This is a genomic window from Collinsella sp. OM08-14AT (genome assembly GCF_003438115.1).
Taxonomy (GTDB): Bacteria; Actinomycetota; Coriobacteriia; order Coriobacteriales; family Coriobacteriaceae; genus Collinsella.
The window spans coordinates 62534-76943 of sequence record NZ_QSTE01000005.1; the positions used below are offsets into that span (position 1 = coordinate 62534).

Annotated in this window: 18 protein-coding genes and 1 pseudogene; all 19 read right to left on the reverse strand. The window is 60.7% G+C overall.

Going from position 1 to position 14410, the window contains the following annotated elements:
• Positions 1-11: 11 nt before the first annotated feature.
• A complete protein-coding gene (gene rplN, locus DXC18_RS04310) occupies positions 12-380 on the reverse strand; it encodes a 50S ribosomal protein L14 (RefSeq protein WP_006235041.1) in 369 nt (122 codons plus the stop codon).
• A gap of 118 nt (positions 381-498) precedes the next feature.
• On the reverse strand, positions 499-759 hold the full coding sequence (gene rpsQ / locus DXC18_RS04315; RefSeq protein WP_006235040.1) for a 30S ribosomal protein S17: 261 nt from the start codon (positions 757-759) through the stop codon (positions 499-501).
• Positions 760-775: 16 nt separating this feature from the next.
• Positions 776-991, reverse strand: a complete 216-nt coding sequence (rpmC, locus tag DXC18_RS04320) for a 50S ribosomal protein L29 (protein WP_006235039.1) — start codon at positions 989-991, stop codon at positions 776-778.
• Positions 992-1098: 107 nt separating this feature from the next.
• Positions 1099-1494 (reverse strand): annotated as a pseudogene (gene rplP, locus DXC18_RS04325) (50S ribosomal protein L16); the annotation flags it as partial.
• On the reverse strand, positions 1494-2204 hold the full coding sequence (gene rpsC / locus DXC18_RS04330; RefSeq protein WP_006235037.1) for a 30S ribosomal protein S3: 711 nt from the start codon (positions 2202-2204) through the stop codon (positions 1494-1496). The gene rpsC and the pseudogene rplP, both read right to left, overlap by 1 nt.
• Positions 2205-2210: 6 nt before the next feature.
• The gene (gene rplV / locus DXC18_RS04335; RefSeq protein WP_006235036.1) at positions 2211-2582 is read right to left on the reverse strand and encodes a 50S ribosomal protein L22; all 372 of its coding nucleotides are present in this window, start codon (positions 2580-2582) and stop codon (positions 2211-2213) included.
• 14 nt (positions 2583-2596) lie between these two features.
• On the reverse strand, positions 2597-2857 hold the full coding sequence (rpsS, locus tag DXC18_RS04340) for a 30S ribosomal protein S19 (protein ID WP_006235035.1): 261 nt from the start codon (positions 2855-2857) through the stop codon (positions 2597-2599).
• Between the two features lie 32 nt (positions 2858-2889).
• A complete protein-coding gene (gene rplB / locus DXC18_RS04345; protein WP_055250219.1) occupies positions 2890-3720 on the reverse strand; it encodes a 50S ribosomal protein L2 in 831 nt (276 codons plus the stop codon).
• 179 nt (positions 3721-3899) lie between these two features.
• Complete coding sequence (rplW, locus tag DXC18_RS04350; RefSeq protein WP_022094197.1) at positions 3900-4187, reverse strand: 50S ribosomal protein L23; 288 nt, start codon at positions 4185-4187, stop codon at positions 3900-3902.
• Positions 4188-4814 (reverse strand): 50S ribosomal protein L4, encoded by a 627-nt coding sequence (gene rplD / locus DXC18_RS04355; RefSeq protein ID WP_006235032.1) that lies wholly within the window; start codon positions 4812-4814, stop codon positions 4188-4190. It lies immediately after the preceding gene.
• Between the two features lie 46 nt (positions 4815-4860).
• A complete protein-coding gene (gene rplC, locus DXC18_RS04360; RefSeq protein ID WP_035137484.1) occupies positions 4861-5481 on the reverse strand; it encodes a 50S ribosomal protein L3 in 621 nt (206 codons plus the stop codon).
• A 450-nt stretch (positions 5482-5931) separates the two neighbouring features.
• The gene (locus DXC18_RS04365) at positions 5932-6558 is read right to left on the reverse strand and encodes a histidine phosphatase family protein (RefSeq protein ID WP_117716430.1); all 627 of its coding nucleotides are present in this window, start codon (positions 6556-6558) and stop codon (positions 5932-5934) included.
• 39 nt (positions 6559-6597) lie between these two features.
• The gene (locus DXC18_RS04370) at positions 6598-7752 is read right to left on the reverse strand and encodes a cation diffusion facilitator family transporter (RefSeq protein ID WP_233505655.1); all 1155 of its coding nucleotides are present in this window, start codon (positions 7750-7752) and stop codon (positions 6598-6600) included.
• A 150-nt stretch (positions 7753-7902) separates the two neighbouring features.
• On the reverse strand, positions 7903-9117 hold the full coding sequence (locus DXC18_RS04375; RefSeq protein ID WP_117716431.1) for a PTS transporter subunit EIIC: 1215 nt from the start codon (positions 9115-9117) through the stop codon (positions 7903-7905).
• A 40-nt stretch (positions 9118-9157) separates the two neighbouring features.
• Positions 9158-10876, reverse strand: coding sequence for an acetyl-CoA carboxylase, carboxyltransferase subunit beta (gene accD / locus DXC18_RS04380; protein WP_233509002.1), 1719 nt, complete (start codon positions 10874-10876; stop codon positions 9158-9160).
• Complete coding sequence (locus tag DXC18_RS04385) at positions 10869-12212, reverse strand: acetyl/propionyl/methylcrotonyl-CoA carboxylase subunit alpha (protein WP_117716433.1); 1344 nt, start codon at positions 12210-12212, stop codon at positions 10869-10871. The genes accD and DXC18_RS04385 overlap by 8 nt, the downstream gene beginning before the upstream one ends.
• Positions 12213-12221: 9 nt before the next feature.
• Positions 12222-12644 (reverse strand): 3-hydroxyacyl-ACP dehydratase FabZ, encoded by a 423-nt coding sequence (gene fabZ, locus DXC18_RS04390; protein ID WP_117716456.1) that lies wholly within the window; start codon positions 12642-12644, stop codon positions 12222-12224.
• Positions 12645-12653: 9 nt separating this feature from the next.
• Complete coding sequence (gene accB, locus DXC18_RS04395; RefSeq protein ID WP_117716434.1) at positions 12654-13130, reverse strand: acetyl-CoA carboxylase biotin carboxyl carrier protein; 477 nt, start codon at positions 13128-13130, stop codon at positions 12654-12656.
• Between the two features lie 3 nt (positions 13131-13133).
• A complete protein-coding gene (gene fabF, locus DXC18_RS04400; RefSeq protein ID WP_117716435.1) occupies positions 13134-14381 on the reverse strand; it encodes a beta-ketoacyl-ACP synthase II in 1248 nt (415 codons plus the stop codon).
• Positions 14382-14410 lie beyond the last annotated feature (29 nt).

Sequence of the window (14410 nt, forward strand, 5' to 3'; positions counted from 1 at the left end):
ATCTCCCCTAACTACAGGGTCTCGGGAGCGAGCGAGACGATCTTCATGTACTTCTTGTCACGAAGCTCGCGAGCGACGGGCCCGAAGATACGGGTGCCGACGGGCGAACCATCGTTGTTGATGACAACGCAGGCGTTCTCATCAAAGCGAATGTAGGAGCCATCCTTGCGGCGGATCTCCTTAACGGTGCGAACGACGACGCAACGGACAACGTCCTTCTTCTTGACGTTGGCGCCAGGGGTAGCCTCCTGGACAGCACCGATGAACACATCGCCGATGCCTGCATAACGACGCTTGGAACCGCCAAGCACCTTGATGCAGCGAATCTTGCGAGCGCCGGAGTTGTCGGCGACGTTCAGCATGGTTTGCATCTGAATCATGGTAGATGTTCCTCCGAACTAAGAACCGAAGAGAGGTGCGCAGCCTTTATACGGCCCGTGGTATGCAAGCCAGGCATACGCACATCTTCGGAAACGTACAAGTCGTAAGAGCGACTGCTTATTTAGCGCGCTCGACGACCTCGATGAGGCGCCAACGCTTCATCTTGGACATAGGACGGGTCTCCATAACGCGGACGGTGTCGCCCACGCCAGCCGTGCACTCCTCGTCGTGAGCGTGCAGCTTCTTGGAGCTGGTCATCATCTTGCCGTACTTGGGGTGACGCTTGCGCTCGGTGATGGTGACAACAATGGTCTTGGCACCGGAGACGGAGGTAACGACACCCGTACGGACCTTACGCGAGTTACGCGAATCAGTCATGTTCTCTCCTTAGGTCCTACTCGGCGACAGCGGACTTCTCCGCTGCGATCTCGCGGGCGCGCTGCTCCGTGAGGACGCGAGCGATGTCCTTCTTCACGGTGTTGACGCGAGCGGTGTTGTCCAGCTGGCTGGTGGCCATCTGGAAACGAAGGTTAAAGAGCTCGGCGCGCATTTCCTTCAGCTTCTCAACGAGCTGAGCGTCCGAGAGCTCACGAATCTCTGCGGGCTTCATTAGTTCTCCTCCTTGGCGGCGGCGGCGTCCTCAGCAGCCCACTTGGCCTCGAGAGCGGCCTCCTCAGCCATCTCCTTCTCGATGCGCTGCTCAGCGTTCTTGGCAGCAACAATCTTGGTCTTGATGGGAAGCTTGTGCTGTGCAAGACGCAGAGCCTCGCGAGCGACCTCCTCGGGCACGCCCTTGACCTCGAACATGATGCGGCCGGGCTTGACGACGGCCACCCACTCCTCGGGGTTACCCTTACCAGAACCCATGCGAGTCTCGGCAGGCTTCTTGGTGATGGGCTTATCGGGGAAGATCGTGATGTAGACACGACCGCCACGCTTCATGTAGCGGGTCATGGCAATACGAGCGGCCTCGATCTGACGGTTGGTGATCCAATGGGCCTCGAGAGCCTGGATACCAAACTCGCCGAAATGCAGCTCGGTATTACCCTTGGCCTGGCCCTTCATGGAGCCACGCTGCACCTTGCGGTGAAGAATACGCTTAGGGGCAAGCACTACTGACCCCTCCTCTCGGAGTTACGACGACGAGGACGGGAAGAGCCCTCGAGTGCAGGGTTGGGAACAGGCTGGCCCGGGAGCTTCTCGCCCAGGTAGATCCAGACCTTCACGCCGCAAGCGCCCATGGTGGTGCTGGCGACAGCCGTGCCGTAGTCGATCTTGGCACGGAGGGTATGCAGAGGCACGCGACCCTCGCGGTACCACTCACGACGGCCCATCTCGGCACCGCCGAGACGACCGGAGCACTGGATACGGATGCCCTTAGCGCCGGCCTTGCGGGCAGACTGGACAGCCTTGCGCATAGCGCGACGGAAGGCAACGCGGCCCTCGAGCTGCTCGGCGATAGACTGAGCAACGAGGTTGGCGTCGAGCTCGGGGCGCTTAATCTCGACAACGTCGACGGAGAGCTGGCCCTTGGAGACGCCAGCGACCTTCTCGAGCTCGGTGCGGAGGGTATCGATCTCGGCACCCTTCTTACCGATGACAACGCCGGGGCGAGCGGTGAGGATGATGACCTTCACCTTGTCGCCAGCGCGCTCGATCTCGACGCGGGAGACAGCTGCGCGGGAAAGACGCTTCTCGAGGTACTTGCGGATCTCGAGATCGTTACCGAGGGTCTTAGCGTAATCCTTCTCTGCGAACCAGCGGGAGCGCCAGTTCTCGGTGATGCCAAGACGGAAGCCGGTGGGGTAGACTTTCTGACCCATACAGCTTTACGCCTCCTTTCGAGGAGCAACGACGACGGTGATGTGGGAAGTACGCTTCAGAATGCGAGAAGCGGAACCCTTGGCGCGGGGACGGATGCGCTTAAGCGTCGGACCCTCGTCAACATAGGCAGCGGCGACAACCAGGTTGTCGGCACGCAGACCGTTGTTGTTCTCGGCGTTCGCAACGGCGGAACGGAGAACCTTCTCGACATCCACGGCGACGGCGCGGTCGCAGAAGTGGAGGATGTCGAAGGCCTGAGCGACAGGCTTGCGGCGGATCAGATCGACCACCAGGCGGGCCTTGCTGGGGGAAACACGCACGTACTTAGCGACGGCGCGAACCTCGGTGGCCTCAGTTTCAATAGACTTAGTTGCCATTTACGGTTAACCCCCTATTTGGCCTTGTGGCCACGGAACGTACGAGTCGGCGCGAACTCGCCGAGCTTGTGACCAACCATGGACTCGGTAACATACACGGGCACATGCTTGCGGCCGTCGTGGACGGCGATGGTGTGACCAACCATCTCGGGGAAGATGGTGGACGCGCGGGACCAGGTCTTCACGACGTCCTTCTTGCCAGCCTCGTTCATCGCGGTGATACGCGAGAGAAGGCGAGTCTCCACGAACGGGCCCTTTTTGAGACTTCTGCTCATAAGTGCTTTCTCCTAAAACTCGGTATCCGAAATTACTTCTTACGGCGACGAATGATGTGCTGGTTCGAGACCTTCTTCTTCTTGCGCGTACGAAGGCCCTTCGTCGGCTTACCCCAGGGGGTAACAGAGGGACGACCAGAGGTGTGGTTCTTGCCCTCGCCACCGCCGTGCGGGTGGTCGACAGGGTTCATGACGGTACCGCGGACGGTCGGGCGCACGTTCATGTGACGCTTACGGCCGGCCTTGCCGATGACGATGTTGGCGTGATCGGCGTTGCCGACCTCACCGACGGTGGCGCGGCAGGTAACGAGGATGCGGCGCATCTCGGAGGAAGGCATACGGACGATAGCGTACTTGCCCTCCTTACCCATCAGCTGGCAGGAGTTACCGGCGGAACGGGCGATAGCAGCGCCCTTGCCCGGCTGGAACTCGACGGCGTGGATGAGCGTACCGACGGGGATGTCGGCGAGGGGCAGAGCGTTGCCCGGCTTGATGTCGGCGTCAGAACCGGACATGATGGTCTGACCGACCTCGAGGCCCTTGGGGGCCAGGATGTAGCGCTTCTCACCGTCAGCGTAGTGCAGCAGAGCGATGCGAGCGGAACGGTTCGGATCGTACTCGATCGTGGCAACCTTGGCGGGCACGCCGTCCTTGTTGCGCTTGAAGTCGATCACGCGGTAACGACGCTTCACGCCGCCGCCCTGGTGGCGGGTGGTGATGCGGCCGTTGTTGTTACGACCGGCCTTCTTGGGCAGGGGCTCGAGAAGAGACTTCTCGGGCTTGGTGCAGGTGATCTCGGAGAAGTCGGAGATCGTCTGCCAACGCCTACCAGCGGAGGTCGGCTTAAGGTGCTTTACAGCCATTACAATCCCTTTCAATAGGAATCCGTTAGCCATCGCAGACAGGGATTCGAGGTTCTGCCTCGGGTGCGATGACACCGGACGTATACACGGTTCCGGGCGTGTCCATTTTATACGCCCAAAACCTTGAGCTCCCGCCTCCCCTATTTGGGAGGCATGAGCTCACTCAACAGCAGCGAGTCTTAGGCCTGGTTGCCAAAGACCTCGATGGTGTCGCCCTCGGCCAGCGTGACGATGGCCTTCTTCCAAGAACGGGTCTTGCCGGCGACATAGCGCACGCGCTTGGTCTTGGGCTTGACCGTCAGGGTGTTCACGCGAACGACCTTGACGCCGAAGATCTCCTCGACAGCGTCCTTGATCTGATACTTGTTAGCATCCTTGGCGACCTCGAACGTGTACTTGTTCAGCTCCATGCCGGAGAAGGAACGCTCGGACACGATCGGACGGATGATGATCTCGTGGGCGGTCATTTATGCAAGCACCTCCCCGAAGTGAGCGGCGATGTCGGCGGGCATCAGCACAGCGTTGTTGTTGACGAGATCGTAGGTGTTGGCCTCGTCAGCGGTGATGATGAACGTCTTGGGAATGTTGCGGAACGACAGGTAGGCGTTGACGTCCTCATCGCGAACGATGATGGTCAGACGCTTGCCCTCAAGGCCGAGAGCCTTGAGCATGGCGACGGCAGCCTTGGTGGAAGGCTTCTCGAAGCCGTAGTCGTCGACGAGCACGAGCTCGCCATCGGCCAGCTTGGCGGACAGCGCGGAGCGCATAGCCAGCTTGACCTCCTTGTTGTTCATACGCTTAGCGTAGGAACGGGGCTTGGGGGCGAAGACAACGCCACCGTGACGCCACTGGGCAGCACGGATGGAACCCTGGCGGGCACGACCGGTGCCCTTCTGACGCCAAGGCTTCTTGCCGCCACCGGAAACCTCAGAGCGGCCCTTAGCAGACTGGGTGCCCTGACGCCAAGAGGCCATCTGGCACTTGACGATGTGGTGCATAACGTGGATGTTCGGCTCAATGCCGTACACCTCAGCGGCGAGCTCGGCCTCGGCGACCTTCTTGCCCTCGCTGTTCTTTACTTCAAACTTTGCCATTTAAGTGTTCTCCTTGGTATGACGCTGGGCTAAATGGGCTGGGCCCTTAGGCCATACGGATGGCGACGAGACCATTCTTGGCACCCGGGACAGCGCCCTTGACCAAGATGAGGTTCTGCTCGGCATCGATGCGGACAACGGAAAGGTTCTTGACGGTAACGCGCTCGTTACCCATGTGACCGGCCATCTTGACGCCCTTGAGGACGCGCGCAGGATAGGCGCACTGACCGATAGAACCGGGGTGACGCTGGAAGTGAGAACCATGCGTCATAGGACCGCGGCGCTGACCCCAGCGCTTGATGCGACCCTGGAAGCCCTTACCCTTGGAGGTACCGATGACGTCGACCTTCTCGACATCAGCGAAATCAGCGACGGTGACGACCTCGCCGACCTTGTGCTCCTCGCCGTTCTCGACGCGGACCTCACGAAGGAAGCGGACAGGCTCGACGCCGGCCTTGGCGAAGTGACCAGCCATGGGCTTGTTCACGTTCTTGGCCTTGATGTCGCCGAAACCGATCTGGACGGCGTCATAGCCGTCGGTTGCCTGAGTTTTAACCTGCGAGACAGCGCAGGGGCCAGCCTGGATGACCGTGACGGGAACGACGTTGTCGTCCTCGTCCCAAACCTGGGTCATGCCAATCTTGCGGCCGAGAATCATGCTGATCAAGATATGATCCCAACTCTCGCGTGGTCTTGGGACAATGCGTACGCCACCGAGCGTACGCCCCTAGAGGACCACTACTTACACGACGTGCTCCCCAGTCTTGTATTGCGTCCGGACTACCTGACAACCCTATTAAGCAGGCATTTTGTCCAGCCAGAATACTCCCCTGGTTACACACAGCTGTTTAGTATACACGGCTGCGGGCGTATCCATCGAGATTCATATTTCACTCACATTGTTTACGCAGGTAAAGTGCGTGGATGGCTCCCGAGCACGGCGGAGGGCCGGAGAAATATATTAAGGTCCCTGCTCTACAGTCCTGCGCAAGACGGAGAGCACATTAAGTGCTCTCCTTTGCGTGCGGAACTCGCGATGACCTTAATATATTTCTCCGGCCCTCCGCCGTGCTCGGGAGACGACACGTTGATGTCTGCTTAACTCTGCTCGCTCAGGCTAATGACTTTGTTGGGGATCGATGATTTGCTGCAAGATAAACTTGGATTGGGGCGCGTTGCCTTCTTCTCCCGACTTTTCCTCTTCGAAATCGAAAATCATGATGGCGCAGTTGGGGAGTTTTGTTGGGAACTCGAAGCCCCCTGGGGCTACAGCCTTGATAAATTGGCGGCTGGCGCTGCCGTGGCTTACTGCTAGGAGGGTTTCGATGCCCTTGGCGCCCATGAGATTGGTGAGGGTGGCTACCATGCGTTCTTGCAACGCTTTGCTTCCTTCTCCTCCGAAGGGGACCAAATCCTCGCCCGGATCCCAGACGTCGGTGGGCAGGGCGTCGTGGGGGCCTTCTTCGAAGGTGCCGTAGCAGCGCTCGATGATGCCTTCGCAGGGCTCGGCTGCTGCGTCCGGGCCAAGGAGTTCGGTTGCGACGAGCTGAGCTGTGTCCATGGCTCGGCCTAAGGGTGATGAGACCACTTTGTCGGGGACGACGCCGTGGGCTTTGAGCCATGCGGCTGCCATCCCGGCTTGCTGACGGCCTAAATCGGTGAGCGGTGAATCACAGCGACCCTGGACGAGCTTTTTGACGTTGAATTCCGTCTGACCATGGCGGAGTAGATATAGACGCTTCATGCTCTCCCATTCTGCATCATTTGCTTTATCGGCTCGGCCCTACTCGTGGGTATGCCCTACGTAGTCTTCGTCGATCGTAATCTTGGCAATCGACTTGGGATATTCCGATTCGACCCGTTGTGCCAGCGCGTGCTTTAAGTCATCGGCACTCATCTGCAGATCCGAGGGACGCACGCAGTCAAAGATCACGTTGGTGTGCGTAGGACCCGGCACACAGCGTAGGTCATGAATCGAGAGGCGGCTATCGATCTGTTGAGCCATGGCGTTAATGCGTAAACGCATGCTCGCCACCTTGGGGTCATCGGTCACGATGGGATCGTAGTGAAGCGTGACGATCATGCCGTCTTCGACCCTAAACGACTGCTCGATGTTATCGAGTGTGTCGTGACTTTCCAGCGGGCTGGTCTCGGCCGCCATCTCGGCGTGCGCACTTGCAAACTTCCTGCCCGGACCATAATCGTGAACCATAAGGTCGTGGACGCCCAAAACGCCGGGATAGCTCATGATCTTGTCTCGAATGTGCTTGACCAGCCTGGGATCGGGCGTCTGGCCCAAAAGCGGGCTCACCGTATCCTGGATGAGTTCAAAACCGCTCCAGCCAATATAGGCGCCAACGGCAAGGCCGACCCATGCGTCAAGATTGATGTGCGTCACCTGCGAAACAATTGCGCACGCCAGCACGGCGCCCGTAGCAAGAACATCGTTCTTGGAATCCTGCGCGGTCGCATGCAGCGTCTCGGACTCAATGCGGTCACCGAGCTTTTGGTTGAGGGCCGCCATCCACAGCTTTACAACCATCGAAAGTGCCAGGACTGCCACCAGGGCAAGCGAGAACTCGACAGGTTCGGGGTGGATGACGCGCTCGACCGAGGACTTGATAAGCTCAAGGCCGATCAGCAGTACGAGTGCCGCCACGACCAGACCCGAGAGATACTCGTAGCGACCGTGGCCGTAAGGATGCTCGGGGTCGGCCGGCTTGCTCGCCAGCTTAAAGCCCAGCACGCTCACGATATTCGAGCTGGCATCGGACAGGTTGTTCATGGCATCCGCCACGATCGAAACCGATCCCGAAACCACACCAATTACGCCCTTCGCAGCACATAGTGCCACATTGGCGAGAATACACACCACGCCCGTCAACGTGCCCACGCGCGCACGGTCGCCCTGCGCACGCTTAACAATCCACTCGACCATCTGCATCCGCCCCCACGGTACTGCCTATATATCTATTGCTCAAACGGATTGTAGTGTAGCCACTTTGTCCTCCAGATACAAAAAGGCCGCAACCCGCACGGGCCACGGCCTTGGAACATGACAAAGGAATCGTCCTTGTGTCGCACAGGTTTATGCGCTCACTTCAGCAGCGCTCGCCACTGTTTCGGGTGAATCGGCTCCGTCCCCTGTCGTCTGCCCCTTCGCCGGCACCACGCCAAAGCAGTAGCTCAGCGCCGCAGACACCGCAAATGCCACACCGCCGGCAGCGCAGCACCACAGCAGGTTCGAGATGCCGCCCGTGGCAAAGCCAATGACCATGAGGACATTCGTCATGCCGATGGTATAGGCCGTAACGTGGCCCACGGCTGCAACAAGGCCTCCGACGGCGCCGCCAATGGCCATGCACGTCAGGCACCTGCCATATTTAAAGCCGCAACCGTACAGCGCCGGCTCGCTTACGCCGCCAAGAACACCCGAGATTGAATAGCCCAGCATGAGCGCCTTCTCGTCCTTATCCGCAACGCGAAGCGACGCGCCAAAGGGCATGCCCCAAACGGCGAACGTTGCCATCGTCGCGGCGATCAGGATGCACGAATCCGTTCCCACACTCATAAACTGCGCATAGGCGAGCGATAGGACAACGTTGCTGATGCCGGCGATCTTTAGGAACTCCCAGCCCGCGGCAAGCCCCATGAGCGTGAGCAGCGACACGATGCCACCGGAATTACCAAGCATAAACATAAGCTGGCCCAACAGCATGCCCAGATAGCTGCCCGCCGGCGCCGTAATACACAGCGAAACCGGAACCATAACGAGCATGGTTGCAAACGGAACGAACGAAAACGCCACGGCCTGAGGGATAACGCGCCGAAAGAAACACTCCACTCGCCATAGCACTGGCACCGAGATGAGAACAGGGATAACAGTTGTCGTGTAATCGTTGACCGGCGCGGGAAGCAGGCCATACACGGAAGTCATCGATGCCCCCGTCGTCGATGCGGCATCGACGAGCTTAAGCAGATCGGGCGCAATCAATACGCCGCCCAGCATCATGCCCAGCTGCTCCGAGCAACCGAGCTGGCGGGCAGCCGCCCAACCAAGATAAATGGGCAAAAAGTAGTAGCCGGCGTTATAGAGCCAACTGTAGAACAGGCGATAGATTTCGGAATCGGCAGACCACAGGCCCAGCATGCCTTCGCCCATAATGACGGCGACGGTACGGAACAACGCCGCGCAGACAATAAACGGCAGCGCCGACATCATGCTTTTGGACAGATAGTCCACCATGGCCATGGCGTTTGATGAGACCGTCGTTGTAAACGAGGTGTTAGAAACTTGTGACATGGAACGCCTTTCCCCATGTGACATGCGGACTGCCCCTTTGTCACATCGTGCGGTACTGACCGATTGTGCGGTACTTTTCGTAGCGGAGGTTTGTGAGGGTGGCGTCGTCGAGCTGCCCAAGCGTATCGAAGGCATCAAATGCCGAGGACATGACGGCACCGGCGATCTCCTCATGCGACAGGCCCCTATCGTCAACAATGCCGTCGATGATGCCGAGCGCCAACAGATCGGGGGCCGTGAGCTTCAGCGCCTCGGCGGCCTCATCCGCGCGCTCGGTATCCTTCCACAGGATCGACGCACAGGCCTCGGGGCTCACGACCGAATAGGCCGAGCTCGAGAGCATCAGGATGCGGTCGGCCACGGACAGCGCCAGCGCGCCACCAGAGCCGCCCTCGCCCGTCACCACCGAGACAATCGGCGTCTTAAGGCCGCTCATCTCCATGAGATTCCGGGCGATCGCCTCACCCTGGCCGCGCTCCTCGGCACCGATGCCGCAAAACGCGCCCGAGGTATCGACCAGGCACAGAACCGGTCGACCAAACTTTTCGGCCTGGCGCATAAGGCGACGCGCTTTGCGGTAGCCCTCGGGATGCGCCATGCCAAAGTTGCGGCGCATACGCTCTTTGGTCGTGGTGCCGCGCTCGATGGCGATGACCGTTACGGGGCGTCCGTCTTTCCAGCCAATGCCAGCCAACACAGCGGCGTCGTCGCCAAAGTAACGGTCGCCGTGCAGCTCCACAAATCCATCCAGGCCCAGCGAGATCATCTCACCCGCCGTGGCGCGATCTGCCGAGCGGGTCTGCTTGACAATCTCGAGCGCGGTTTTTGGTGCCGCCGAGCGCTTAAACAAGTGTCCCAGCTTTTTGCCGCGGCGACCCGTATGCACGATTTCATGCGGTGCCCCCAAGCCGGGCGCGTGCCCTTCGTGCAGCGCCAGCAACTCGCCTACCGTGAGCGCAATCTCGCCACGCGGAACAACGGCATCGCAAAAGCCGTGCTCCAGCAAAAACTCGGAGCGCTGGAATCCCTTGGGCAGGCGCTTGTGCATGTTCTGCTCGATCACGCGCGGGCCGGCAAATGCCGTCAGGGCATCGGGCTCGGCCAGGATAATGTCGCCCTCCATGGCAAAGCTCGCGGTTACGCCTCCGGTCGTGGGGTCGGTGAGCACCGTGATATACAGGCCGCCCGCCTCGCTGTGGCGCCTAACCGCCGCAGAAATCTTGGCCATCTGCATAAGCGAGGTCACGCCCTCTTGCATGCGCGCACCGCCCGAAACGGTAAAGCCGACGACTGGCAATCCCAGCTCGGTCGCACGCTCAAATGTGCGACAGATCTTTTCGCCCACCACAGAACCCATCGAGCCCATCATAAAGTTGGCGTCCATAAAGAAGAGAGCTGTATCGCAACCGCAGATTTTGCCCCTGCCGCACACAACGGCATCGCGCTCGCCCGAACGCTCGCTCACGCTCTTGAGTTTGTCGGCATAACCGGGAAACGAGAGGAAGTCCTCCGACGCCAGATTGGCATCCCATTCCTCAAACGTGCCCTCGTCGACCGTCATGCGCATGCGCGCGCGACCGCTCACGCGAAAGTGTTTGCCGCAACGGGGGCAGACCTCGAGGTTGTCGTGCAGGCGTGCCTCATCGATCACACGGCGGCAATCCGGGCACTTGATAAACACGTGGCGCGCGGGAAACTCGGCGCACGACTCGGTTATCGGCCCCTCGAGGACGTTGACCGTCTTCGCTTTTCTATTCATCAGCATAGAGATGCCCCATCAGATCGGTGTGATACATGCCCAACAAGAACTCGTCGTTTGCCAGCACGTCGAGCTGAAGCTCGCTGTTTTCGCTCACGCCCTCAATCACGAGCTCGCCCAGGGCCGAACGCATCTTGCGAATGGCGCCGTCACGCGTGGGCGCACACACGATGAGCTTGCCAAGCATGGAGTCGTAGTACGGCGGAACGTTCGCACCGGTAAACATGGCGGAATCCCAGCGCACGCGCGGACCACCCGGCACACGCAACGCGGTGACCGTTCCGCATGACGGCAGAAAGTCCGGCGTTTCGGCATTGATGCGGCACTCCATGGCGTGGTTGCGAACCGGCATGTCCTCCTGCTCAAAGGGCAGAGGCTGGCCGGCTGCCACGCGCAGCTGCCACTTGACCAAGTCGGTATCAGTCACAAACTCCGTAACCGGATGCTCCACCTGCAAGCGCGTGTTCATTTCCATGAAGTAGAAACTGCCGTCGTCCGAATACAGGAACTCGATGGTACCGGCTCCTTCGTAGCCGACGGCACGAGCCAGGTCACGCGCTGCCTTGTGCATGCGAGCACGAATGTCGTCGCGTCCGTCGAGGCACGGCGCGGGGCTCTCCTCGATCAGCTTTTGGTTGCGACGCTGAACCGAGCACTCGCGCTCGCCGAGCGAAAACACATGGCCCTGCTTATCGGCCATAATCTGCACCTCGACATGGTGCGCCGGCGCGACGAACTTCTCCATGTAGCACTCGCCGTCGCCAAAGACGGCCTCGCCCTCGGCACGCGCCTCGATGAACGCCTTTGCCGCATCTTCCACGCGCTCGACCTTGCGAATACCGCGGCCGCCACCGCCTGCGCGCGCCTTGATGAGCACGGGACAGCCGATGCGCTCGGCCTCGGCTGTTGCCTCCTCGGGACTTTTGAGCAAATCGCAGCCCGGCACGATGGGCACGCCCGCCGCGGCAGCCGTTCGACGTGCGGCGTCCTTGTCGCCCATGCTGTCGATGACCTCGGCCGAAGGACCGACAAACGTCAGGCCATACTTGTCGCAGTCGCGCACGAAGCTCGCCTTCTCGGAGAAAAAGCCATAGCCGGGATGAATTGCCTTGGCGCCCGACTTTACGGCACAGGTGAGCACGGCATCGTCGTTGAGGTAGCTCTCGGCAAGACGCGGGCCACCGATGCAATACGCCTCGTCGGCAAGCTGCACGTGCAGCGCGTCCGCATCGGCCGTGGAATAAACGGCGACGGTCTTGATGCCCATATCGCGGCACGCACGGATAACACGGACCGCGACTTCGCCGCGGTTGGCGATGAGCACTTTGTCGAACATGAGCCTTCCTTAACTTTCGTGCATGAGTGCAAAAGACATATCGGCGCGGCAGCAAACCTCACCGTTGACGCTCGCAGTACCCGTCGCAAAGCGGAACGGCCCGCGCGCACGCGTGATGTTGCACACCAGATCAACCGTGTCGCCCGGGCGCACCGGACGCTTAAAGCGCACCTTATCGAGGCTCGTATAGAACGGCGTCGCGCCGCGCGCCTCCTCGTCGCCCATCAGCAGCACGCAACAGTTTTGGGCGAGCATCTCGCACTGAATCACGCCGGGGACTACCGGGTTTCCCGGAAAATGCCCCTGCAAAAAGTACTCGTCACCCGTAATCGTGATCTTGCCGTGGGCCTCGTCGCCCACCAGCTCGGCTTCGTCGAGCAAAAGCATCGGCTCGCGATGCGGCAACAGCTTCTTGAGCTCTTCTTTGTTCATGGACATCACCTATCCGATCCTCATAAGGCAACTGCCGAACTCCACGAGGTCGCCGTCGGCCACGCAGATCTCGAGCACCTCGCCGTCTGCCTCGGCCGTCACCTCGTTGAGAACCTTCATGGCCTCGATGATGCAGAGGGTCTCACCGGCCTTGACCTTGGAGCCCACGTGCACAAACGGCTCGTCGCCCGGCGCCGGGGCAGCATAGAAAACGCCGACCATGGGAGCGGTCACCTCGGTGCCCTTGGGCTCCGGTGCGGCGGCAGGCGCCTGCGCGGCGGGCTCCGGTGCGGCGGCAGGCATGGCGACAGGAGCCACCGCCGGAGCAGTCACGGCACCCGGCATAGGCATGGGCACGGCAACCGGCTGCGCGGCGCTCGCGCGCTCGAGTTCGACCGCGGTGCCATCGGGCTCCTCAACGCGTACGCGCGTGAGGCCGCGGTCCTCCATAACATCGGCCATCTCGGCAAGTCTTTTGGAATCCATGCTCTAGCTCCTCGTATATCTACGCAGCGCGATGGCGGCATTGTGCCCGCCAAAGCCCAGGTTGGTCGAAAGCGCCCAGGTAAGGTCGACGCGAACCGCGCGATTAGGCGTGTAGTCAAGATCGCAGGCGGGATCGGGCGTGTGGTAGTTAATGGTCGGCGGCACCACGCCCTGCTCGAGCGCCATGGCGCAGGCCATGACCTCGATGGCACCCGTGGCGCCGATCATGTGGCCGGTCATCGACTTAGTCGACGAGACGTGCGCGGCGCGCGCCGCGTCCTCGCCGAGCGCACGCTTAATGCCCGCCGTCTCGGACGAATCGTTGAGCTTGGTCGATGTGCCGTGGGCATTGATGTAGAGGCCCTCGGAAGGCTTAACGTCGCCCTCGGCCACCGCCAGCGATATCGCACGGGCAATGCCGGCAGCCTCGGGATCGGGGCTCGTGATGTGATAGGCATCATCGGTGTTGCCGTAGCCCACGACCTCGGCGTAAATGTGCGCACCGCGCGCCTGCGCATGTTCTATGCTCTCGAGCACGAGCACGCAGGCGCCCTCGCCCATCACAAAGCCGTCGCGGTCTGCATCGAACGGACGGCAGGCCGTCGCGGGATCGGGGTTGGTGGTCAATGCGCGGCAGGACGTAAAGCCCGCAACGGCATCGGGGATAATTGCGGCCTCGGCGCCGCCCGCGAGGATCGCGTCGGCATAGCCGTGCTTGATGGCGCGGAACGCCTCACCCACCGCATGGGCAGAAGTCGCGCAGGCAGTCACGACGGGTAGGGTCGGGCCCTTTGCCTTATGGCGAATCGCGATGTTGCCCGAAGCCATGTTGGGGATCATCATCGCAATCATATAGGGTGATGCACGGCGAGGCCCTCGATCGGCAATCGTGTGGACGTTGTCGACGAGTGTCTGCATGCCGCCCACGCCTGAACCCACGTAGACGCCCAGGCGCTCGCGATCGATGGCGCCTTCGACATCAAGGCCCGCATCGTGCATGGCCTCGTCCGAAGCCGCCATCGCAAACTGAACGCAGGGGTCGAGGTGCTTGGCATCGTGCTTACCAAAGTACTCGTTGCCGTCAAAGCCCTTGACCTCGGCCGCCACCTTGACAGCAAACGCATCCGTATCGAAGTGCGTAATCGGGCCGATACCGCACGTGCCGGCGCACATAGCCGCCCAAATGGCAAGCGCCGTGTTGCCGAGCGGCGATACGGCACCTATGCCGGTGATTGCAACTCTCTGTTCCATCATGGTCTCCTCATCCAAGCCGTTCTTCG